General features: G+C 64.5%; 22 protein-coding genes and 1 riboswitch. Of the genes, 12 read left to right on the top strand and 10 right to left on the bottom strand.

The genetic code is table 11. From position 1 onward, the window contains the following. The first annotated feature begins 442 nt into the window (after positions 1-442). The 4 genes from AC4D2C_RS03405 (at position 443) to AC4D2C_RS03390 (ending at position 5,275) form a co-directional block, all read left to right on the top strand. Positions 443-3,208, top strand: coding sequence for a helix-turn-helix transcriptional regulator (locus AC4D2C_RS03405; RefSeq protein WP_490912590.1), 2,766 nt, complete (start codon positions 443-445; stop codon positions 3,206-3,208). A gap of 258 nt (positions 3,209-3,466) precedes the next feature. After that, positions 3,467-3,700 (top strand): hypothetical protein, encoded by a 234-nt coding sequence (locus AC4D2C_RS03400; protein WP_490912588.1) that lies wholly within the window; start codon positions 3,467-3,469, stop codon positions 3,698-3,700. Beyond that, complete coding sequence (locus AC4D2C_RS03395; RefSeq protein ID WP_490912586.1) at positions 3,697-4,353, top strand: NADPH-dependent F420 reductase; 657 nt, start codon at positions 3,697-3,699, stop codon at positions 4,351-4,353. The genes AC4D2C_RS03400 and AC4D2C_RS03395 overlap by 4 nt, the downstream gene beginning before the upstream one ends. A gap of 490 nt (positions 4,354-4,843) precedes the next feature. Next, a complete protein-coding gene (locus AC4D2C_RS03390) occupies positions 4,844-5,275 on the top strand; it encodes a hypothetical protein (RefSeq protein WP_490912584.1) in 432 nt (143 codons plus the stop codon). Positions 5,276-5,371: 96 nt separating this feature from the next. Here the strand turns inward: AC4D2C_RS03390 and AC4D2C_RS03385 are convergent, their stop codons facing one another. The 3 genes from AC4D2C_RS03385 to AC4D2C_RS03375 form a co-directional block, all read right to left on the bottom strand. Continuing rightward, positions 5,372-6,502, bottom strand: a complete 1,131-nt coding sequence (locus AC4D2C_RS03385) for a glycosyltransferase (protein ID WP_490912582.1) — start codon at positions 6,500-6,502, stop codon at positions 5,372-5,374. A 177-nt stretch (positions 6,503-6,679) separates the two neighbouring features. Continuing rightward, positions 6,680-8,029: a hypothetical protein gene (locus tag AC4D2C_RS03380; protein ID WP_490912580.1), complete on the bottom strand. Its 1,350-nt coding sequence runs from the start codon at positions 8,027-8,029 to the stop codon at positions 6,680-6,682. 2 nt (positions 8,030-8,031) lie between these two features. Further along, the gene (locus AC4D2C_RS03375; RefSeq protein WP_490912578.1) at positions 8,032-8,775 is read right to left on the bottom strand and encodes an ABC transporter ATP-binding protein; all 744 of its coding nucleotides are present in this window, start codon (positions 8,773-8,775) and stop codon (positions 8,032-8,034) included. 135 nt (positions 8,776-8,910) lie between these two features. Here AC4D2C_RS03375 and AC4D2C_RS03370 point away from each other — a divergent pair, with 135 nt between their 5' ends. Together AC4D2C_RS03370 and AC4D2C_RS03365 are read left to right on the top strand one after the other, a co-directional pair. Then, positions 8,911-10,203 carry a sensor histidine kinase gene (locus AC4D2C_RS03370; RefSeq protein ID WP_490912577.1) on the top strand — a complete coding sequence of 431 codons (1,293 nt, stop codon included), beginning with the start codon at positions 8,911-8,913 and terminating at the stop codon, positions 10,201-10,203. After that, positions 10,200-10,865 carry a response regulator transcription factor gene (locus AC4D2C_RS03365; RefSeq protein ID WP_490912575.1) on the top strand — a complete coding sequence of 222 codons (666 nt, stop codon included), beginning with the start codon at positions 10,200-10,202 and terminating at the stop codon, positions 10,863-10,865. The genes AC4D2C_RS03370 and AC4D2C_RS03365 overlap by 4 nt, the downstream gene beginning before the upstream one ends. 278 nt (positions 10,866-11,143) lie before the next feature. On the opposite strand, the gene AC4D2C_RS03360 is transcribed toward AC4D2C_RS03365, so the two are convergent. Both AC4D2C_RS03360 and AC4D2C_RS03355 read right to left on the bottom strand, forming a co-directional pair. After that, the gene (locus AC4D2C_RS03360; RefSeq protein ID WP_490912573.1) at positions 11,144-12,100 is read right to left on the bottom strand and encodes an SDR family NAD(P)-dependent oxidoreductase; all 957 of its coding nucleotides are present in this window, start codon (positions 12,098-12,100) and stop codon (positions 11,144-11,146) included. Continuing rightward, complete coding sequence (locus AC4D2C_RS03355) at positions 12,100-12,714, bottom strand: type 1 glutamine amidotransferase domain-containing protein (protein ID WP_490912571.1); 615 nt, start codon at positions 12,712-12,714, stop codon at positions 12,100-12,102. The genes AC4D2C_RS03360 and AC4D2C_RS03355 overlap by 1 nt, the downstream gene beginning before the upstream one ends. A 71-nt stretch (positions 12,715-12,785) precedes the next feature. Here AC4D2C_RS03355 and AC4D2C_RS03350 point away from each other — a divergent pair, with 71 nt between their 5' ends. Beyond that, on the top strand, positions 12,786-13,133 hold the full coding sequence (locus AC4D2C_RS03350) for an ArsR/SmtB family transcription factor (protein ID WP_490912570.1): 348 nt from the start codon (positions 12,786-12,788) through the stop codon (positions 13,131-13,133). Positions 13,134-13,264: 131 nt separating this feature from the next. After that, complete coding sequence (locus AC4D2C_RS03345) at positions 13,265-13,735, top strand: glutaminase (RefSeq protein ID WP_490912568.1); 471 nt, start codon at positions 13,265-13,267, stop codon at positions 13,733-13,735. Positions 13,736-13,759: 24 nt separating this feature from the next. Here the strand turns inward: AC4D2C_RS03345 and AC4D2C_RS03340 are convergent, their stop codons facing one another. Next, positions 13,760-14,098, bottom strand: a complete 339-nt coding sequence (locus AC4D2C_RS03340; RefSeq protein WP_490905156.1) for a hypothetical protein — start codon at positions 14,096-14,098, stop codon at positions 13,760-13,762. Positions 14,099-14,466: 368 nt separating this feature from the next. Next, positions 14,467-15,609 carry a glycoside hydrolase family 26 protein gene (locus AC4D2C_RS03335; RefSeq protein ID WP_490912566.1) on the bottom strand — a complete coding sequence of 381 codons (1,143 nt, stop codon included), beginning with the start codon at positions 15,607-15,609 and terminating at the stop codon, positions 14,467-14,469. Between the two features lie 150 nt (positions 15,610-15,759). Continuing rightward, positions 15,760-15,837, bottom strand: a riboswitch (cyclic di-GMP riboswitch). A gap of 594 nt (positions 15,838-16,431) precedes the next feature. On the opposite strand from AC4D2C_RS03335, the gene AC4D2C_RS03330 reads away from it, so the two are divergent. Both AC4D2C_RS03330 and AC4D2C_RS03325 read left to right on the top strand, forming a co-directional pair. After that, on the top strand, positions 16,432-16,623 hold the full coding sequence (locus AC4D2C_RS03330; protein WP_490912564.1) for a hypothetical protein: 192 nt from the start codon (positions 16,432-16,434) through the stop codon (positions 16,621-16,623). 3 nt (positions 16,624-16,626) lie between these two features. Then, entirely contained in the window at positions 16,627-16,797 is a 171-nt protein-coding gene (locus tag AC4D2C_RS03325; RefSeq protein WP_490912563.1) for a DNA/RNA non-specific endonuclease, read from the top strand. A 103-nt stretch (positions 16,798-16,900) separates the two neighbouring features. On the opposite strand, the gene AC4D2C_RS03320 is transcribed toward AC4D2C_RS03325, so the two are convergent. Then, positions 16,901-17,287 (bottom strand): Hpt domain-containing protein, encoded by a 387-nt coding sequence (locus AC4D2C_RS03320; protein WP_490912561.1) that lies wholly within the window; start codon positions 17,285-17,287, stop codon positions 16,901-16,903. Positions 17,288-17,792: 505 nt separating this feature from the next. On the opposite strand from AC4D2C_RS03320, the gene AC4D2C_RS03315 reads away from it, so the two are divergent. Beyond that, on the top strand, positions 17,793-18,824 hold the full coding sequence (locus AC4D2C_RS03315; protein WP_490912559.1) for a glycoside hydrolase family 26 protein: 1,032 nt from the start codon (positions 17,793-17,795) through the stop codon (positions 18,822-18,824). A gap of 260 nt (positions 18,825-19,084) precedes the next feature. On the opposite strand, the gene AC4D2C_RS03310 is transcribed toward AC4D2C_RS03315, so the two are convergent. After that, positions 19,085-20,092, bottom strand: coding sequence for an EamA family transporter (locus tag AC4D2C_RS03310; RefSeq protein WP_490912558.1), 1,008 nt, complete (start codon positions 20,090-20,092; stop codon positions 19,085-19,087). 55 nt (positions 20,093-20,147) lie between these two features. Between AC4D2C_RS03310 and AC4D2C_RS03305 the strand changes: the two genes are divergently transcribed. After that, positions 20,148-20,693: a CGNR zinc finger domain-containing protein gene (locus AC4D2C_RS03305; protein ID WP_490912556.1), complete on the top strand. Its 546-nt coding sequence runs from the start codon at positions 20,148-20,150 to the stop codon at positions 20,691-20,693. 14 nt (positions 20,694-20,707) lie between these two features. Here the strand turns inward: AC4D2C_RS03305 and AC4D2C_RS03300 are convergent, their stop codons facing one another. Beyond that, positions 20,708-22,300 (bottom strand): AAA family ATPase, encoded by a 1,593-nt coding sequence (locus AC4D2C_RS03300; RefSeq protein WP_490912554.1) that lies wholly within the window; start codon positions 22,298-22,300, stop codon positions 20,708-20,710. Between the last annotated feature and the right edge of the window lie 28 nt (positions 22,301-22,328).

The raw sequence follows: 22,328 nt of genomic DNA, 5'->3' as shown, positions 1-22,328 counted from the left end.
TACGATGACACCGATATATGTGCACTTCATTCCTTGGCTGCCGGTGCTGCCGACGGACTTCCTCGGTCAGTTAGCGTCCCGTACCCCGATCCACAGCTCACGCGGCCCGACGCGCTCTTGCACCTTCCGCGAATATTTGTATGATATTTCACGCAACTGGTTAGCGCAGGTTCGTACTCCTTCCATACGGGAAGTTGACGGCACTGGTTTTGAGCCGGCAAACATACGGGGTGGGAGTCAGCAGGTGGCGGCAACATGAGCCTCCGAACGTCGATCTCCGTCAATCCGATGATGTGTAACAAGAGGATGTTGTGATTGAAATCCGACGATGCTCCGGCGACGGGCACGCCCCCTTTGCGATACCGGGATGCAGGTCAGAGTCCAGACTCCTTATCGCAGGAGAGCGAACGGCCTGTGGGCCTGCGCGTTCGGACGTGTCCTCATGACAGGTTCGAGGCCTCACTCTCTTGACCTGGCTCAGGGACCCATCAGCGATCGCCTGATCGGGCGCGAGCAGGAGCTCGAACGAATCTCCTCCCTGCTGCCGACAGCAGCAGCCTTCAGCCAGAGTCTCGTGATCGAAGGTGAACCGGGTATCGGGAAGTCGGCGCTGCTCAGGCATGCCGAGAAGCAGGCGCGGTGCGCAGGACTGAGGGTCCTTCGGTGTACGGGCATGAAGCAATCGGAGACGATCGGCTACAACGCCCTTCACGAGGTGTTGTATCCGGTACTGCACCTTCTGGATGCGATTCCCCCGCGCCAGCGCGATGCACTCATGACAGCTCTGGCAATGCGGGAAGGTCCATCGCCGAGCAAACTTGTTGTCTGCGTGGCAACCTTGAGCCTGCTTGAAGAGGCTGCGTCGGACAAGCCGCTGTTCATCACCGTGGATGACCTGCATTGGCTGGATCAATCCAGTGCCGACGTGCTCATGTTTGCTGGTCTGCGCCTGACCAGCACCCCCATTGCCATGCTGTTCGCAACCCGACCCACCTGGGGCTCGACGGCGACAACTGACGACCGCATCGAGCGGCTTCTCCTGGAACCCCTCAATCTTCGATCGGCGGAGGATTTGATGGCTACCGTCGGAGCGGACCTATCCCCCAGCGAACAGGCAAGAGTTCTGAGAGAGGCCAACGGTAACCCCCTGGCGTTGCGCGAACTGGCCGTTGCATTGCGTCAGGGCGGGCCAGAACAAGCATTTCTGCGCGCAGTGCTTCCCACGACGGAACGCCTGGAGCGTACGTTCCTCAGTCAGCTGAACTCCCTACCCGATCGAAGCCAGCAGATGCTCCTGCTGGCTGCGGTAGCCGAGGACGTCGGCCTTCCGGACCTCCTGCAGGCAGCACAATCTATGGACCTCGTCCTTGCCGATTTCAGCCCGCTCGAACGCGCTGGTCTTGTACGTATCGAAAGCAGTGCAGTGCTCTTCCGACACCCTGTCCTCCGGGCAGCGGTCCAGGGCGCGGCCACCAGTGATGACATGCGTCGAATACACGAAAGCCTCGCGCAGGCGGTGACCGATCCGGACCGCGCCGCATGGCATCGGGCTGCCGCAACGTTCACACGTGATGAGTCTGTGGCCGGCGAGCTGGACGACGTTGCCCGGCGCGCCGAAGGCCGCGGGGCCCTTGCAGAAGCCGCAGCGACGTTCCGGAAATCTGCCATGCTCTCGACGCACATCGGTAGACGAGCGTCTCGGCTGGCATCGGCAGCTGCTGCAGCGCGATCGGCGGGAGATACGGGTCATGCGCTGGAGAGTCTTGAACGCGCAGAACTCATCGCCGAGGATCCGCAGACGATCTCGGATCTTGTGAGCATCAGAACCGTGATGAACCTGACCTCCGGAGCGAGGGGTTTGACGCGCAGTGACCTCGAGTCGATCTTGGAGAAGCTCACCGGACCACAGAACGATGAGTACCGGACGGTCGTCCTGTGGTGCGCTGCACTCACGGCTCGGGGCCGCAACGCCTCCATGGAGGACTGCGACTGGTTACGGGAGGAACTACAGTCCACCGGCAGGGGGAATCCGCTCAGGACAGTTGCCCTGGCGGTTCTGGGGCCACTTGGAAGCAGCCCGGATCTCCGAGCGGAGCTACCCCAACTGGTGTCGAGGCTGGTGGATAATCCGCTCGGCCTGGTGTCGGTCGCGATCGCGGCGGAAGCCCTTCAGGACCTGGAGACCGCTCTGACCGCCTGGAGTCTGGCGTACGAGATCTTCGCGAGCCGGGGAGCTGCAGGAGACGAGGTGCAGACACTACGGGGTCGATCGAACATCCTCCTGCTGTGGGGGCAGGTGAGGGAGGGCCTCGCCGATGCGGAGTACGCCATGAGAATGGCTCAGGACACCGCTCAATCCCTCCTGGAAAGCACGGCAGCGGCCACTGTCGCTCGTGCCCACGCCCTCCTCGGGGACTTCGATCAGGCCGAACTCGCGCTAGCCCACAGTCGCGCGACCATGAAGGCCGCGCCCCTTTCGATGACGAGTGCGGATGCACGGTGGGCCGCCGGTCTCATCGCCCTGGGGCAACAGCGCTTCCGCGAAGCGCTCATCGAATTCACGCACATGAGCGTGCACCCAACGCGCGCCCTCTGGGCGATCGCGGACCGCACCGAAGCCGCTGTACGCGCAGACCGGGCCGAGACCGTGATGGAGAACGTGACGTATGCGGACACCATCGCCAAGGGATACCGCTCTCCTCTCCTCATCTCCCTGGTGGAGCGCAGCAAGGCACTTCTTGCCAGCCCGTCACAGGCGAGCACCCACTTTGAACGAGCAATCGAACATGGGGAGCTCAGCGAATCCTCCCTGGAGCTAGCCCGCACCCAGCTCCTGTACGGCGAATGGCTCCGCCGTGATCGCAGACCTACGGAAGCACGCACGTACCTTTCGGCAGCACTGCAAACGTTCACGTCCATTGGCTCCCGGCACTTTGCTGATCGGGCTGCACAGGAACTCAGAGCCGCTGGAGAATTGCCTCGACGCCCGACCACACCCGCCCCTGCTGCCCTGGATGCGCTCACACCTCAGGAGCTTCAGATCGCCACGCTTGCCAGCCAAGGCCTGTCGAACAAGGAAATCGCGGATCAGATCTACCTCTCCCACCGCACAGTCAGTACCCACCTCTACCGCGTCTTCCCGAAACTCGGCATCACGAGCCGATCCCAGTTGCGTCAGGCTTTCGATCGCATCAATGCCACGACGTAGTACCCGGATCCCCTACTGAGCTCACGGCACCACCCATACCGTTGGCGAAGTCTCGATCGGTGCACGTCCCATCGCTCTATGACTCCGCTGTGCAGCCAGTTCCGGAACACATACGTCACATCACGGATGCCTACCTTGGCGCAAGCCATCAAGGATGGTCTCGACGGACAAGGGAGCGTTCCCCACCGCCTTCCCTGCGGCATGAGGACTGCGACCAGCCCGGACTCATCGAGACAGACCACTGTGAAAGAGGACATCATGGCAACCTTCCGACATGCATCTGCTGTAGCAGACGCCCGCACGTATACCAATGCGGCCGCCTTCGATATTCAGAAGCTGGGCGAGGAATCGATCGAGGCGCAGGCACTGCACAATCTGCTCAGCGCGGTGCAGTCGCTCATCAACGCGATCGACGACGACGGTGACGACACCGCAGGTGAGAGCTCACCGGTGCACCAGGCATCCGCCGAGAACGACAGGACAGAACAGTGAAGGCACTGGGAATCGTCGGAGCCGGTAACGTCGGCAGCCAACTCGCCAGGAAAGCCCTGGAAGCGGGGTACACAGTCGTCATCGCCAATGCCGGCGACACAGCAAAGCTGGCCGCACTGGTATCAGAACTCGGCCCGAACGCGACAGCCGGCTCGGTCACCGAAGCAGCTCACGCCGGAGATCTCGTCTTCGTCTCCATCCCGGTCAGTTCCTACACCGCCCTGAGAGCGTCGGACTTCGAAGGCAAGGTCGTCATCGACACCGGAAACTACTATCCGGAATACTTCGGACACGTGCCGGAACTCGATGCCAGAACAACGACGACCTCGGAACTGCTGCAACAGCACCTCGCCTCGAGCTCCGTGGTGAAGGCCTTCAACAATCTCGGAGCGGCGGACCTCACCACGGACGGACAAGCCGCAGGGACCGCCGACCGACGCGCCCTGACCGTCGCGGGCGACAACCAGGATGCAAAGAAGGAGGTCTCCGACGTCATCGATGCCTTCGGGTTCGACGTCGTCGACGCCGGGCCGCTCTCTGAGGGCTGGCGATACCAGCGCGACCTCCCGGCCTACGGTGTGCGCCTGGACGCGACTCAGATGAGCGAAGCACTCGCAGCCGCACCCGCTGACGCCCGCCCTGCTGCAACCTGAAGCTCCAGTTCCAATCCACGCGATTCCACACTGACCATGAATGCACGTGGACGAACCTGATGCCGGGGATCACCGAGTGATCATGGCGGTAATCAGGGCTCCTCTGGCCGCAGATGCGTCAGGAATCAGGCCAGGAGCGACAACAACCATGCACTGTCGCTCCTGGCCAGACTCGTCCCATGAGGATCTCAGAGACCGGTGCCTGACGAGTACCAGGCTTGTCCGTTGGCACCCGGGTCCATGCAGGAAGGATCAAAGATGAATCCCTTGCCTTCCTCGCCTTCCGCTGGTGAAGCGGCCTCAGGGTTGTCGGACCGTCCCCTGGCGTTCTACAACGCACTTTTGACGGAGCATTTTGTACTCCGGTCGGCACGGGGCGTCACCGTGAGCGAATCCAGCAGCCGTGCGTCTCTCTACCTCATGACGCTGTCCAGCGCGCTGGTGGCCTTCGGATTCCTCGCGGACACAGAGTTCGCCGCAGGCTTTCTGGGTGTCATCATTCCCCGTCGTCCTGCTACTGGGGCTCTTCACCTACGACAGACTGATCGACACCTCACTCCAAGATGTCGCCGCCCTAGCGGCTATCCAAAGGATCAGGGGCTTCTACGGGACTCTGCTTCCAGGCGCGGATCAGTTCTTTCCAGTTCCCGTGAAGAAGCAGGCACCCAATGAGCTGCTCGAAATCGGGCAATCCCTGTCCAGGCGGGGCGTCTTCTTCACCCTGTCATCGATGATCGGTGTCGTGAATTGCATCGTGGCCGGAGCTGGGATCGCCCTTGTCCTGACCGGTCCAGGCGCCTCATCCTCGGTATCCATCACAAGTGGCGTCATCGGCGCCCTCGTCCTGGCTCTGGCACACGGGCTCTACCAGGAACGCCGGTACGCCCGGCTGCTGAGGACACTTGCATCATTACGGACATAGAACGGCGGACCGGTAGACACGAAAGCAGGAGAACGACGCAGCAGCGCTCCAAAAGATGCGGAGGAAAAATGCGGAGTACCGCTGCGTCGACGTCCGCTAGTTCTCTTGTGCTCCAACGCGGGACAGCAGCGCTTCAACTGCAGCTGCCGGCTCGGGTCGGCGTGCGTTCTGGCTCTGAATCCTTTGCGCAGCTTCCCTGAAAGACGGTTCGTTCAGGATCCGTGAGATTGCCGAACCGACGTCCTTCGGTGTTTGAACAACGATTGCAGCGCCGGCGTCGGCTGCGCGCTGGGCATTGATGAACTGGTCCGCCCCTTGCGGAAGAAGTACCAGGGGAATTCCTTGACTGAGAGCGCCAAGGACGGTTCCCGCTCCCCCTGCGCTGACCACGACGTCGGTTCCGGTGAGGAGGTCGGCCATCGGGTGGAATGGAACGAAACGAACCGGTCCCTGATCTGCTGTCGCATGAGGCGCTCCGACCGTCGCGATCACGTGGTGGCGCGTCGTGTCGATGCTGTCGATGACGTCCCTCAGGAGGTCCTCGTCTCCAAAGACCGTTCCCAGCGTGACCAGCACCCTCGGGTCAGGTCCATGGTCGTGGGGCCATACCGGGGCGCTAGGGGCTCCGGCCCGGGTATGAGGTGTACCTCTGAAAGGAATGCTCGTTGGCCCAGCGAGCCATCCTGGAGCCTGCAGCATCGGAGGTGTCGAATCGAGCACCGCAAGCGGTGTGACCGGAACCAGGCCGCGCCGTACGTATCGATCCGCGACGACCTCGACCATCGGTTGTATGAACTCCTCCGGGACCGCCGGCCCGAACGCTACGATCGCTGACGGAACGCCCAGGGCGGCTGCGACGAGCGGCCCGACGAAGTCGACTGCATCGCAGATGATGACGTCAGGCCGCCATTCCCGCGCCGAAGCGACCGCGGAGTCGAAGGACAGATCGACGCGGGTGCCGGCGAAGAACTCGGCCACAGAATCCGGCTGCGGGTTGTTTGCCGGATCGCTGCCCGGGAGTCTTCGAGCGACCTCGGCGAACAGGACGTCCGGCATCGGCCCCCCGTCGATGACCGGTATTCCCGGCATCTCGACATTCATGATTGCGGTCATGCCCGGGCTGGTGAGCAGTGCTACATCATGCCCAGCAGTGTGGGCGGCATGAGCCAAGGGGACGAGGGGAAGAAGGTGGCCCATGGCGGGCACGCCTGAGAACAAGATGCGCATGGCGATCTCCTGGTGTGATCGGTGAGAGGTGAGTGGCGATTGGGATGGAACCGGGGGCGCCGATGACACTGGATCCGAGATCCAGGTGACGGCGGGTGCCGGGCACAAGCAAGCTGACGTCGGCAGTCGGCAGTCGGCAGTCGGCAGTCGGGTGAGGAAGGGTGAAGCGTGGATTGATTACTCTGCGGCGAGGACCTGCGTGATCCCCTTGCGGGACGCGGCGAGAGCAGGAAGGAGACTTGCGGCGAGGATGATGACGAGGCCGCTACCGGCTGCTGTCGCGGCCGCTGCGACGCCGAATCCGGGGAGGGCGCCTGGAGCGATCGTGGTCAGCGACCACGCCTGACCGATGCCCGTGACGAGCAGGATCATGGCAGCGATGATCGTTGCGGTGCCGACATGCATGAGTGCTTCCCAGGTCGCGCGGCTCAGGACGACGCCCTGGGTCCCGCCGGCGGATCGGACCAGAGCAGCTTCGCGTTCCCGTGCCCGACCGGCCATGTAGACGGTGGCCGCAGCCCCCACGAGGGAGACAAGGAGTGCTCCGCCGAGCATGAGGAGGAAGCTTTGCGGTGCCAGAGCACCCCGTTCGACGCCGGTGAGGGCGCTGACGGCGTTGCCGTAGGTGAGGAATCCGGTGTACAGGCTGCCGGGCAAGGCAATCGAGACAAGGAGCGCGCTGACGGTGGAGGAGCTTCGCGTGATGTCGTAGTCGGCTGTATTGCGTGCAAGGAACCAGGATGGTGATGCACTGTCAGGGATGATGCTGGTCCAGGTCCTCAGGACCCGCGGGAACAGGACCGGACCGGCGGCTGTCGCTGCGGCGGTGAACATCGGGCCGATGAGAAGAATCTGCGTTCCGCCGTCGCTCAGGGAACCGCGGCCCAGACTCACTGTCATGCTGACGGCGATGGCCAGCGTCGCCACAATCACGACCCACCGCACCCAGGTCATCCTCGCCTCGCCGATGGTGGGATCGCGCAGAACCTCGATGGCCCGTACCTGTCCCGCTCGGCGGGAAGCGCCGAGACCGCTGAACCATACGATGACGACGACGCTGAGAACCACCCAGAACGCCCCGGCGATGCTGAATCGCCCGGTGACATCCGTCAGGCCTTCAGAATCGCTGAGCCCGAACTCCAGGAAAGCGGGAACAAAGGGTGCCGCGATGAGGCAACCAAGTGAGGCCCCGAGTGCGGCGACGAGGACGAGTTGCGTGCGGACGATGACGACGATCGTCCGCGATGAGATGCCCACGAGCTGCCAGAGCGCGTAGCCGCGTCGTTGCAGCGCAACCGTCAGGCGGGTCACGCTGCTCAGGACGACCACGGCCGAGATGATGGTGAAGAGGATCAGCGCTGAACCGAGGACCGAGAGGGCCGCGGCCTGGAGGAAGCCGAGCCCTACCCCGGTTTCAATCAGACCCGCAGCTGCGCTGCCGGCGGCCGCGGTCGCAGCGGCGACACAGAGCGCGCCGATCCAGATACGGGCGTTGAGGACGAGGTCATTGAGCAGCAGGCGCAGCATGGTCAGGCCTCCTGCGAAGCTGCGGTCAGGGATGCGAGCACGTCCTGCACACTGGGGTGGATGAGCTCCTCATGAATCAGCCCGTCGCGCAGGACGAGGACACGGTCGGCCTGTGCCGCCGCTTCGAGGTCGTGGGTCACCATGACGACCGACCGCTCGCCCGCGGCCAGATCGCGCAGCAGACGCAGTATTTCCGTGGTGGTCGTCGTATCGAGGGCGCCGGTCGGCTCGTCGGCGAAGACGAGCCTGGGGCTGGCTGCGAGCACGCGCGCGATCGCCACACGCTGCTGCTGCCCTCCCGAGAGGGATCCTGGCCGATGGTGCGCACGATCGGACAGGCCGACCGCAGCCAGTGCGCGATCGATGTCCGTCTCGCTGACCTGTCGGTGCGCGAGACTCGCCGGCAGTGCGACGTTCTGTCGCGCGGTGAGTGAAGGGATCAGATTGAAGGCCTGGAAGATGAAGCCGATCAGGTCCCGACGTAAGGCTGCCAGGGACCGAGGTGGAAGCTGGGCGAGTTCGTTGCCCTGGATCTGCACGGAGCCGCCCGTATACGGCTCCAGGCCTGACAGGCAGTACAGCAAGGTCGACTTACCGGAACCGCTCGGGCCAACGATCGCTACGAATTCACCGCTTCGAACGGTGAGTGAGATCCCGCGCAGGACGGGAAGCGGCGCTCCGCTGTCGGGGGAGGCAAAGGATTTGGTGAGGTCGTGCGCTTCGATCAAGGGCATGGGCGATGTCATGAGTACATTCCAGCGGAAAGGGCGAACGGCGTCACTGGTGCCAGGTCCACCATGACGGTAGAGCCTGCACTACTTTTGTCCCAACCTTCGGCTCTGAGAGCGGTCACTGCATAGTCTCAGGACATGCATCCTGTTGTGAGCGTGTCGGCGTGGACTGCTCTGCGCCGCCCGCCATGGAAACTGTTCGCCTCGTCGCTGCCGTGGCGCTCCGGGGCCTATCTCATCACGACCGTACTCATCGGGTTGGTGGGGTTGGCCCCACTGATGGCCACCTGGTTCGCCGCTCCCCTCTGGGCGATCTCACTGGCACGCCTGGAACGGCTTCGCGTCGTTGTCCTTGGTACTGCGCCGATACCGAAACCACCCACAGGCACGTCAGGGGCTCGCGTAGGCCGGTTGGCGCGGCGGTTACGTGAGCCCGTGACCTGGCGCGAAGTCGCCTACCTTGCGGTGTTCATCGTCTTCACTGCCATGAGCTTCGTGTTGATCGTGACCGGCGCGACAGCCATCATGGTCGGCGCCACCACGGTACTGGGAGTCGAGCCTGATGCGGAGAACCTCGTGGCGCAATCGGTTGCCTCAATCGGCGCTCCGGCGGTTGTGGTGGTCAGCTTTGTCATCATCGTGCTCCTCGTTCTCTCGTACCTCACGACGGCACTGGCTCTACTCCAGTCCTTTGTCGCTCAGGTCCTCCTCTCCGAGCAGTCCGAGGCGCTCGCGCGCCGAGTCTCAGACCTGACCTACTCCAGGCGTACCCTCCTCGAGGGATTCGACATCGAACGCAGGAGGATCGAACGCGACCTGCACGACGGCGCCCAGCAGCAGCTGGTCACACTGGGCCTGCGCCTGGCCCTGCTGGAGATCGAGCTCGATGACCTGGCCGGCAGTGGCAGTGATGTTTCGGCGGCTCGAAGGGCGCTTTCTGCCGCCCAGGACGACGTCGATGCGGCGGTGACCGCCCTGCGGGAGAGCATTCGGGCCATCCACCCGCGCGTGCTCGTCGATCACGGTATCGCGGCTGCCGTGCACGAACTGGCCAGCCGACTACCGGTCCCGGTGACCGTCGATATCAATCTCCCACGGCGTCCGGACTCCAACCTCGAGGCGGCCCTGTACTTCATCACCAGTGAGGCGCTGACCAACGCCGTCCGACATGCAAGGGCACACAAGGTCATTGTCAGGGGTGGGCAGGAGGGAAGCAGCCTGTGGCTGGACATCATCGATGACGGCATCGGGGGAGCGGACCCCCGTAAAGGGACCGGACTTGCCGGTCTGCGTGACCGCGCGGAGGTACTCGGCGGACAGCTGACCCTCCACAGCCCGCCCGGTGGACCGACGGTCCTGCATCTCTCGGTCCCCGTGCTCCCGATTCCCGACCTCACGGAACGGACACCGCCGGGTGTCGGCAGTGATAGCAATAGTGCATGAGGATCGTCATCGCCGAGGACTCGGCACTACTCCGTGAGGGCCTGGTCGTCCTGCTGGAACGAGTAGGACACGAGATCGTCGGCACGGCTGCCGACGCACCGGAGCTCCTGACCGCGGTCGAGCGCGCCATGGCCTCAGGAAGCCCGCCGGATCTGGTCATCACGGATGTACGTATGCCACCATCGCACACCGATGACGGGTTACGGGCCGCACTGGACATCCGCCGCCGTCACCCCGATGTGCCCGTCATGGTTCTCTCGCAGTACGTCGCGGACGCCTACGTCCATGACCTGATCGAGGACGCGCGCGGAGGAGTCGGGTACCTCCTTAAAGACCGCGTCGGCAAAGTGGCCTCGTTCCTGCGATCCATCGAGACGGTCGCCGACGGGGGCGTCGTCGTGGACCCGGAGGTCGTCCGCCATCTGTCGGGCCGACGCCGCGCGGTCAGCCCCGTGGACCGCCTCACCGAGAGGGAGCGGACGGTGCTCGGGCTGATGGCGGAAGGGGAATCGAACACGACCATCGCCCAAAAGCTTCATCTGTCGGAAGCGGCCGTAGCCAAACACGTCGGCAACATCTTCGCCAAGCTCGACCTACCTCCGCAGGACACGAACCGGCGCGTACGAGCCGTCCTGACCTACCTGCGTGAATCAACGCCCTGACAGAACGCTCCTGCAGGCGTTGCACGTGGCCTCGCTGTTCCACGACGCCGGTACCGCGCCGGACCATGACGGTCCCTACCGGTTCGAGATCGAAGGAGCGGACGCGGCAGCGGCCTTCCTCACCCACCCTGCTCCTGGCCAGGTGCGCTGCTGCAGGCGCACGAGGCCGGCCTCGATAGGACCGGCCTCAATCCGGCCTTCTGATCAACATCCTGCCGCGCTTGATCCCCAGGTGCGGCAAGAAGCAGCCCCTATCGCCCGGCAGCAGGCTCGTCGTCCTACTGGAGGGCTGTCGTTCCCAGATCCCACAGGCGTTCGGCAGCTTCCGCGTCGAGGGCATGCTGCGCCACGCCGCTGGAGCGACCTACCCCATCGGCGACCGTCTCGGCTTCCTGGTTGTCCTCGAAGTAGCGTCCGCTGATGCCTTCGAGTGCCGGGTGCGCGGCCAGGAGGACCGACGTCGCAGCTCCCTGGGACGTCGTCTTGAAGTGCGCGCCTTCGATGCGCTTGCCCTGCTCGTCCATGGCACCCATGGCTCGAAGGGTCGCATCGTCAAGATGGCGCTGCAGGTTCGTCGTGATCCACCCGGGCATCACCGCATTGGACGTGATGCCCTCACCGCTCCAGCGCTGCGTGATCCCCACTGCGAGAAGGACATCGGCTGTCTTGGACTGCGCGTAGGCACCCCAGCGGTCGTACTCCCTGCGGTCATACTGCGGATCCTGAAAATTCAGTGCGGAGCGCAGATGGGCAGTGGAGCTGATGGTGACAACGCGTCCGGCATCAGCGGCCCGAAGATGCGGGTGCAGCCCCACGGCGAGGGCGAAGTGCCTCAGGTAGTTCGTGGCAAGTTGCAGCTCCCACCCCTCCGGGCTGAGATTGCGTTGTGGCAGGGCCATGATCCCGGCATTGGCCACCAGACCATCGATCGGCCCCTCCCACGAGCGGGCGAAAGCCGCGATGGAACGCATATCAGCGAGGTCCAGGGACACAGCATGTACCGGGCCGCTACCAGGACTCCCTTCCAGATCAGCAACGAGAACGTCGGCAGAGGCCGGGTTGCGGGTAGCGATCGTCACGCCGGCGCCTGCCTGGGCAAGGGCGCGCACGGTCTCCGCACCGATCCCGGACGCCCCACCGGTCACTACATAGGTGCTGCCCGACAGGTCGATTCCCGCGAGAACGTCCGCGGCCGTGGCACGGGCATCGAAGGGAGTTGTTATCAGGTCGCTCATCACAGGGCCTCTGCTCTCGTCGGTGCATGTTCGATGGCGGACCGGCCCAGCCGCTCCAAGATGCGAGCAAGCTCCAAGGGCATGTCCCCGGGTTTGCGCGAGGTGACGAACTGGCCGTCCTCGACGACCGGCTCATCGACGTACTTTCCACCAGCCGCTGTGATCTCCGGGGCGACGTCCCGCCAGGCTGTCATCCTTCGGCCCTGCACCAATCCTGCCGTGATGAGTACCTGAGGGCCGTGGCAGACAGCTCCGATCAACCGTCCCGTTCCAGCGAATCGCTGCACGAAATCGATGGAGGCCGCGCTCGCCCGCACCTCCGCCGGCGCCAGCCCCCCGGGAATGAAGAGGACGTCATAGTCTCCGGCGTGTGCATCTGCGACGGGCGTGATTCCCGTCCTGAGAGCAAGCCCCTTGTATCCGGTCACGTCTGTTCCTGCAGGGGTGAGGACATCGACGTCGTAGCCCTCCTCCACAAAGCGGTAGTAAGGGTAGAAGAACTCGACGTCCTCGACGTCGTCAGCTGTAAGTATGGCGATTCGGCCCACCGGGCTCCGCTCGTCACGGATGGCAGCACGATTGTCTGCAATCTGTGGGTTCGAGGTGACTGGCATCAAAAACTCCTCACATCTTCGGATTGTTTGACATGCGTCGAACGGTCTGATGATGACCTATAGTATGACACATGTCAAACAATGAAGGGTTCGGCCCATCGGGGGCCTTTCCGGAACCATCCATCGACCGGATCGAGCTGATCGCCGTCCTGAAAGCTCTTGCGGATCCGGTTCGACTTCACATCGTGCAGCGCCTGGGGGATGAGCAGTACCACTCCTGCAGCGTTCAGGAATACGGGCTGGACATCCACAAGTCCACCCTGTCCCACCACTTCAAAACCTTGCGGGAAGCGGGAGTCACTTCCACGGCAGTGAAGGGGCGTGAACACGCGGTCAAGCTCCGCAAGGAGGAGTTGGATCGTCAGTTCCCGGGCGTCCTGTCCAGCATCCTGCTCGCGCACAGGGCTGTGAGTAATTGACCCCCCTCGAGCAGGGCGCCCTGGATCCATGGGCCTGTGCCAGAAGAATCAGACCTTACTGAGCGACCGAAGGGGGCGCCGGAGCTGGTCGTGTCGATCTTCCAACGCTCCGACCATCAATCCACCGGCCCGTGGACGACAGCATCCCCGAACTCGCCGCCGCGGACGCCGACCAATGCGCGCTGGCCCTGGCCCTGCCCGACGGGACGGTGCGCGGCACTACGCAGGCGGAGTCGCCGTTCAGCGTGCAGTCGGCGGTCAAACCGTTCCTGTTCGCCCTGGCCCTGCTGGACACGGACGGCGACGCCCTGGACCTCATCGGAATCGAACCGACCGGCGAAGCCTTCGACGCGATCAAGCTCGAAAGCGGCACCGGCCGCCCACCCAACCCGATGGTGAATGCCGGAGCGCTGCTCACGGCATCGCTCATCGACGGCAGCGATGTCGACGAGCGTAACGAGCGGATCCTCCGAGGCCTCTCCGCCTTCGCCGGGCGTCGGCTCGAAGTGGATGAAAGCGTCGCCCACAACGAACACCTCCTCGGCGACCGCAACCACGCACTCGCACACCTCATGCGGGCGGAGCACCCAGCATTCCAGTAGCCGAATGCTGCACCACCGGTCACCTCAGAACTCTCCGTAGGGCCAATCGAAGTGCGCGCGTGTCTCTTCGAGCGGGAGATGCAGGGTGCGGGCGATGTCATTCCAACTTGCGCCCTCATTGCGCGCGAGCCGGACGGCGGCTGCCAGCTCCCTCTCGGCTCGCTGCGCCTGTTCCTGGCGGTCCTTCAACAAGGTCTTCCAGTTCCCGATGAGCCGGCCACGCCCCGCCAGGTCGTCATCGCTCGATTGCTCAAAACAATCCCCCAGAAGCCGGTATGAGGTAAAGGCTCTTAGGGCTTCGTCCGGGCTGAGGTTGTCGAAGTCGTTGGTGTCGTTCGGACCTGTGTAGGGCGGTTTCCTCATTGGGGTGACTCCTCAAGAAGCATTGTGTCGCAACATTCCCCATCCCGGTACAGCGGGAGTGAGACCCGGACGGCCATCTGCCCCCTCCCTCGTCACCTGGTCAGAGGGGACCAACTTTGTACCGGAGGACTAATGATCCTGCACGGCAGGATAACCCTCACTGAACAAGCCTGGAACCTCCTACCCACCCGCGCCCAAGGACCGACGTCCCACAGGACGATCCTCATCGTGTATCGCGGGCTGGCCGCGCCTTTCCGGATCATTGCTTCTCCTTGGGACTCGGGGAAGGACCTTCTGATGGAGACCCAACCAGTAAGCCCGCTTCCTATTTCGGGCTTCCGGTGGAATCTGTTCCGATCTGGCGAGTCTTAGCGCCGGCTCGTAAGAGCCGTCCGGAAGGCATTGGCTGAGGAGTCACTGCTATTGATGCGCCAGTCGGCTTCCTTGTTGATGTGGAACCAGACCACTGCTGTGACGTCGGGCTGCGCCGAAAGGTAGTTGAACAGGTTGGTGTTCCACGCCGCTTTCGACCCGCCGATCTCGGAGGACGAGGTTTCAGCGATCATGATCGGCTTTCCTGATGCCAGCTGTCTCACTTGTGACAACCCCTCACCGAACAGGACATCGGGTTCCTGCCACATACTCCACGTCTGCGAGGTCCCCCAGTTGTACCCGTCAAGGGCTGCTACATCGACATAGTTGGCGCCGGGATAAAGCTGGCTGAGGGGGGTTGAACCCCAGTAGGGGACGTTCGCGTTCCACACCCATTGGATGTTCGTGGCCCCCGTGGATGTGACGACGTCGTGAACGTGCCGGTACGCGGCGATGTAGTCACCAGGCTCGTTGCCGTTGACACCCTCAGCCCATGGGTACCAGTCCCCGTTCATCTCATGCCCGAAGCGGAGGTAGACCGGCTGTCCCCACTGGCCAAGCGCAGTACCCCACTGCCGCAGGTAAGCATCGAAGTCGCCGGCTGCAATACGGTCGAGGGAGTAGGCGGGCTGTTCCACCCCGCCGCCCCAGGACCAGGGCTCCCATGTGAGCAATGTCTGTGCCCCTCGCGCCCGTACCGCGTCAAGTTCGGCTAGAGGAGGTGCCTGGTTGAAGTCCTTGTAGGACAGCACGACGGACGGTGCTTCACCGGCGATGGCTGTCACCTCATCGAGTTCCGCCCCGGCGGCCGGACCGCCACTGGTTCCGATCCCAAAGCGGATTCCCTTCGTCGTCGACGCTCCTGTCTCTTGTGCGGGCGCAGGCTCGAGCACGGTGAAGACCGCTGCGGCAGAAGCTGAACCGGCTGTCGCCATGATCGTCACAGTGGGAGATCCGGCAGGAATAACGACAGAGGCCTGGAAGGAACCCTTCCCGTTGGTACTGACCGCAGCACTACTGGCTCCTGCGGTCACCGAGCCTTTGATGTTCTTCGGGAAACCCGCACCCGTCACCGTTACTACCGTTCCTGCTGGTCCCGAAATGCTACTGAGGCTGATTGTCGCTGCGGCCTGTGCCATAGGAGCGGTACCCAAAGAGAACAGCAGAACCGCACACACAAGTAAGACAACACGCATGACAAAACCACCAGGAGGAGCCGGTGGGACCACACGCGGAACTGAGGACAAGGAAAAGGGCAAGGTTGAGACCATGACTGAGACCTTCACTGGTTTGGTAACCCGGCTGGCCTCCAAGGAGGCCCCGTGGTTTTGCGTCCCCGGGTCACCCCGGGTTTGCCTTTACCTCCGGGCGATTGCCGAAAGGTGCCCGGCCCTCCACAAGGGCCAAACCCCATCCTTGCCTGCCATCATCAATAAAACCGGGTAGAAGAGGCAAAGAACAGGGCAGCATTCCCGCAGTACTCCCCCAGGTAAGAAAATCTTTCGCCATGCTAGTCACACCGCTCAACAGCTGTGCAAGCTACTGAAATACGCCATCCACCACGAGCTATCCGGCCCGTTGCGAGGTGGGTGCTGATGCTCCTGGCGACCGTAGTCGTTCTCCTCCTCCCTGACTGGGCCGGGACCGGCACTCCCCGCCCTCTGTGGGTCTTTGCCCTACCCATCGTTCTCGGCCTGACCGGAGCTGTGTTCGCGCTGAAGGGCAGATATCCGTGGTGGGCTGCCGCCTCCGCACTCTGGGGCTTCGCCCTCTTCCAGGTCCTCGTAACGACCATCGCCCTCATCAGCGGACCATAAGCCCAGCGATGGCCGCACGAGCAGACGGCAGGAGTACTGAGACCAGGCACCTCAGGCGATCCCCCACTTGGTAGCCGGTGTGGGTCCTGATCGGCTGATAGTTTCGACAGATGGATGCTTCGACCAAGGAGCAGTGAGGTCCTCGTGGGTGCAGGTTCCGTCATGACGCTCCTCGCCCTCGCGGCCTATCGTGGGCGGATGGTCATCGGGTGCTTCCAGGCGAGCGTGCTGCTCGAAGCTTTCCGCATCGGCAGAGACCGGCAGCAGGAACTCGCGGCAGGCCTACTGCTGTCACCGACACTGTCGCTGCTGGTGCCGGTACCACTGCCACTGTGACTGGTGGGGAGCGCTCAGACCGCGAGGGTCTCGACTGTCTGGGGTGACACGCGCGCCGAGGCAGTCACCGCGAACGAGGACACCTTCGACTACACCAACGCGGCCCCGCAGGCGGCGAAGTTCAACCAGGGCCTCGAATTCTGGCTCGTTCTGGAGTCCTATCTGCATCCCTGAGACGTGTGGCAGATACGTCTGTTTCAGACATCCGTGTTGAGCCTGCGTGAGCGCTCGAACATCCGCTTGAGACTTCTCCACCCCTGCGGCAGGTAGCTACTGGTCAGACGCGCTGTCGTACTTCTGACTCTGGCAAGGAGGAATCCGCGGGAGTGCGGAAGGTGGCAGTTGCTGTTCGAAACAGGTCAGCTTGCCCTTGAAGCGTCCGGACGAGTGGCCCGACAGCTATTGCTTCGGGGTGGTTGCTTCCGAGTGCGCGCGTGGTGGACTCGCTCAACTGACGCGCTCCAACCATGGCGGCGCTGGCCCGCAGACTATGAAGGGCTCTCACGATGTCCTCACGATTCTGGGCCCTGACCGCATGCTCGATGACGCGGATGCGGTCGTCGAGCATGGCAGTGAAGGTGTCGAGGAAGTCAGTGGCAATGATCTGCGAGTCCAGCCCATCGACCAGTTCGTCGAACACCACTGGGTCAAAAACCGGAATCATGGGTTCCTACCAGCCGATTCATCCCAGGACCACTATCAGCCGCGGAGGTCGGCGTGGATGACTGTCCACGGTCGGTGGGTTCGAGGCACACGTGGTGCTGGCGATCTCGGCCGCAATCAGCGGATCGGCAGGACCAGAAATGTTGTGTGTCATGGCTGCCCCGGCTCCACCGTCTGCCGCCGCTTTGGCAACTGTTCATTTCTATCTTCGAGGCCAAAGGGCGGCCGGCACACGAGTACCGGCTACTTGTTCTGACCCACCCGTAGTGGGTGCGCTCCGTAGTAAGCGGTCGACTCGGCAAGGTAGGCGCAGGACTGGGTGAAGTTCGCTCTGTTCCCGCTCCAGGGTGAGTCCCTACCCGTAGATTGGGAGCGTGGTCTCACGTCTTGTTCGCCTGGTGCTGGCGATGCTGCTCCTGTCCCTGTGTGCCTGCAACATCAACACCCAAGCTGTGCCGTGTGATTCGATCGAAGGGAGGAATCTCGCCCCGGACGCGGGAACGTTGATGGGCGTGAATCTGGAGTGGGGCAGGGAAACCCTCGCCGAGTACTCGGACAAGCTCGGTGAACGCCCCGCTGTTGCGGTGACATTCGCGGACTTCCCGTTCAACGAGGAAGACCCGGGCCTGTTGGCGTCCGCGGCCGAGCAGCTGCGCCAGAACGGGGGCACGCTGCTACTGACCCTGGAGCCGATCGAAGGGCTCGACGCGGTCACGTCGGCGCGTGCGGACGAGCTCGCAGCCCTCCTGGCAGGGTTCAACACGAACGGCGTGCCGGTGATCGTTCGTTTCGCGCACGAGATGAACGGGTCCTGGTACCCGTGGGGTCAGCAACCGGCCGAGTACATCGCTGCGTACCGACGCGTCGCGGACGCCGTCCACGGGCGGGCCCCGGGATCGGCGATGATGTGGGCGCCGAACTACGCCGGCGGGTACCCGTTCGCCGGTGGTGAATTCGAATCCCTCCCCGGAGCACCCGGATTCTCGGAGCTGGACACCACCGGTGACGGCACCCTGACCTCCTTCGACGACCCGTACGCCCCCTACTACCCGGGCGATGACGCCGTGGACTGGGTGGGCATGTCCCTCTACCACTGGGGCAACACCTACCCCTGGTCCGAAAGTGAGATGCCCGAGGAAGGCAAGTTCATCGACCAGCTCACCGGCACCTACAACGGCAAGAACGGCAACGACTCGATGCTGCCGGACTTCTACACCCAGTACGGAGTAGACCACGGCAAGCCCGTCGCGATCCCGGAGACAGCGTCGCTGGTACAGGCTGACATCGGTCAGCTCCGGAGCCTGAACATCAAGCGGGCCTGGTGGGAGCAGGTCTTCGACCCCACAGTGCACGAACGGTTCCCGCAACTCAAAATGGTCAACTGGTTCGAGTGGAACAAGATGGAACCCGAAGTCGGCGCACCCGTGGACTGGACAGTCTTGGAAAACGACACCATCCGCTCCGAGTTCACCGCCGCACTACCGGACTGGTACCACTACGCGCCCGAACCACGAACCTGCGGAGAACCCCTCACCTGACCCACGCACCGCCGACGGCAAGGATATTTCTCAGAAGGAACCACGCGTAGCTCCACCCTCCTTGTACCGGCTCCAACAAAACAGCTAGAACGGTCCCGAGCGCAAGCAGCACCGCTGGAAGGCCATTCCGGCCATCACTCCTGCGAGGGTTTCCTTCGGTGTCCCCACGGGATGAGGCACAAGGTCAGTAGAGCACAGTGCACCTCTTGTCCCTGCGGCCTGCGGTGGTGTTGGCGCGGACGCATCGTCCTGCCGCGCCATCACCCCCGCGGAAGCGGCTCCACCGGACTGGGCCGGTCGAGCACCGCCGCGGCGACGTCGTCGGGCGCCGACCGCAGCTCGTCCAGCCGTACGCACACCACGCCGGCGACGATCAGGAGACCGCCGAGCAACTGCACGGCGCCGGGTAGCTCGCCGAGGATCAGCCAGGCCGCGAGGACGGCGAACATCACCTCGGTCAGCGCCACGAAGCTCGCGACCTTGGACCCGAGGCGCTGCGCCGCCACGATGCCCGTCACATAGCCCGCGACGGTGGCGACGAGGACGAGGACGGCTACCGGCAGCACCCAGCTGTACGTCCGCCCGGCGAGCTGGACGTCCGTGAACACGAAGCGGAACGGCATGATGTTCGTGACGCCGAGCACCAGGATGGTGAGCGCGCCCACCACCATCCCGCCGCCGGCCATGACGAGCGGCGGCAGCGAGTCGTCGACGCGCGCGGACATCAGGAAGTACACCGCAAGGCAGACGGCGGCAGCGAGGCCGAACAGCACGCCCACGGGGTCGAGCCGTGCGTCGCCCGCTAGGTCGAGGACGAGCAGGAGCCCGAGAACGGCGGTCACGGATCCGATCATCGTGAGTGCATTCGGCGCCCTCCGCGAGCGCAGCCAGAGGAATCCGACGATCAGCACCGGCGCCAGGTACTCGAGCAGCAGCGAGACGCCGACGGACATGCGCTGCACGGCATTGAAGTAGAAGAGCTGGCACAGGGCGATCGCCGTCACGCCGTAGATGATGACGGTGAGCGCGTTGCCGCGCAGGGTGGACCAGCGGCCGCGCAGCGCGATCAGCACGGGCACCAGGAGCACGACGGCGGCGCCTCCGATGCGGAGGCCGACGGCGGCTCCGGGGCTCCAGCCGATCTCCAGGAGTGACTTCGCGAAGGGGCCGGAGACGCCGAACGCCGCCGCGGAGATCAGGGCTATCCACAGGCCGGGGGCAGGGCGCAGGGTCATGTCCGCTCGTTTCGTGTCGGTGACTGGTGTCATGAGTGTGAAGTAGTTATGGTAGTGACACTAGGCGCGGACGATGTCAGGAGTCAACATGCTTTTCACGCATGACACGGAAGTGGCACTCTCGTCCGCGGCCGCGCTCATCAACACCGCCAAGGAGGACGCCGATCCCCTGGCCACCCTCGAGGGACTCGACCGGTTCCTCGAGGAGCAGCGGTTCTCCGGCTCCCGGACCCACATGGACGCCGAGCTGGAGTCCGTCCGTGCCCTGCGGTCCGAGCTGGAGGTGATCTGGTTCGCGGAGGAGGACGACGCCGTCGCACTCGTCAACGCGATCCTCCGGCGGGCCAACGCCCTTCCCCAGCTGGTCAGGCACGACGAGTGGGACTGGCACCTCCATGCGACCGCGCCCGAAGCGCCGCTCGAGGAACGCATGGCCACCGAGGCCGCGATGGCCCTCGCCGACGTCATCCGCGGGCACGAACTGGACCGCCTGCGCTCCTGCGCGGCCGAGGACTGCGACGGCGTGGTACTGGATCTCTCCCGCAACCGCTCCCGCCGCTTCTGCGACACCGGGAACTGTGCGAACCGCACGCACGTGAAGGCCTACCGGGCGAGGAAGGCGCAGGGCGCCTGAAGCTTCCGCCGGTGCTAGCGCCCGCCGTCGTCGGTGGGCGCATCGTCGGTCCTGCCGATGCCCTGCACGCCGTCGTCCGGGAAGCCGTCCTCCGAGAAGCCTCCGTCGGCGAAACCCTCCCCCTCGAAGGACAGGGACGCCGAGGACCCGTACGCGGGCGAGTAGCTTCCGGAGTACGTGGTGCCGGGCCCCCACCCGAACGAGCCGCCGTGCACGGTGGGAACGCCGTCCTCCGGGCCGGGGCCGTTGCTCCCGAGCAGGCTCCGCGTCAGTGCTGCGCCGTCGGCCATCAGTTCGTCCACGGCGGCCAGCAGGTGCCCGTCCGCCACGGGCGCGTCGTGCAGTGCGGCCGCGAGGACCGCGCGGCGCACGAGTTCACGCGTGAACGACGCCGTGGTGCCCTCGGTCCGCGCGGCAGCGGCCCCGACGGCGTCCTCGCCGAAGGCGAGGTCGCGCGCGTACAGACGCAGCAGCGCGGCCCGCTCGTGCTCCCCGGGAAGCGGCACCTCCACGGCGAGGTCAACGCGCCCGGGGCGCTGGGCGAGGGCCCGCTCCAGCATGTCCACGCGGTTGGTGGTCAGCACGAACGTGACGTCGGCGTCGTCGTCGAGTCCGTCCATGGCATCCAGCACCTCGAACAGGAGGGGCTGCGGCCCGTGCCCGAAGCTGCGGTCCTCGGCGATCAGGTCGCAGTCCTCGAGGACCACGATGGACGGCTGGAGTGCGCGGGCTGTCCGCGCCGCCTCGCCCACGTGCCGCAGCGTCCCGCCCGTGAGGATGATCGCCGTCGTCCCCGCGCTCGCGCTCAGCAGGTACCGGACGGTGTGGGTCTTGCCGGTGCCGGGCGGACCGTAGAGGAGGATGCCGCGCTTGAGGTGCTGTCCGGCCGCGACCAGGGCCTGCCGGTGCACGGCGATACCGAGCGCGTGTTCGCTGACGCGTTCCAGGAGTCCCTCGGGGAGGATCACGTCACCGGCGTCCAGGGTGGGCCGGTGGTGGAAGGTGATGCCCGCGCTGCTCGGTCCGAAGTCCTCGACGGTGAAGGACAGCACCTGCCCCTTCATCACGCTCTCGCGCTGCATCCTGCGCCGGAACTCGGCGAGGAACCCGGCGACGGTGACGGCGTCCGCACACAACACCTCGAGCGACGCGGACTGCCGGTTGTAGCGGGGCTCGGCCTTGCGCTGCAGGACCGCCAGGGGCACGCCGTCACGCTCGAACAGCCGGAGGCCCAGCGCCACCGCCTGCCGCTGCTCGTCCGGGCCGACCGGCAGGTTCGCGTAGTCGGGCTGGGACAGCGGGAAGCTCGGGTGGACCCCGGACTGCTGCACCATGTCGCTGAAGGACAGGTGGTGGCGGTGGTCCCCGCCGCCGATGCCCACGCACCGGCCGTCCGCCGTGAGCGACGCCAGGACGATGTCGGCGTCCACGAAGCGGTGGGCGGGGACCTCCTCGACGACGACCGGCACGCCGGCGGGCTCGGTCCCGAGGTGGGCCGAGAGCGTGTCGAAGAGTTCCCGGCCGCGCGCGGAGTGCGGCTGCGCTTCCAGTGCCAGGCGCGCGAGCACGCCGAAATCCCTCATGAATCCCGTGATGTCATCCCCCATGCTGGGAGGCTAACAGGGACGTCAAGGG

Source organism: Arthrobacter sp. TJ-240 (genome assembly GCF_058269195.1).
This window is presented reverse-complemented; position numbering and strand designations above follow the sequence as displayed.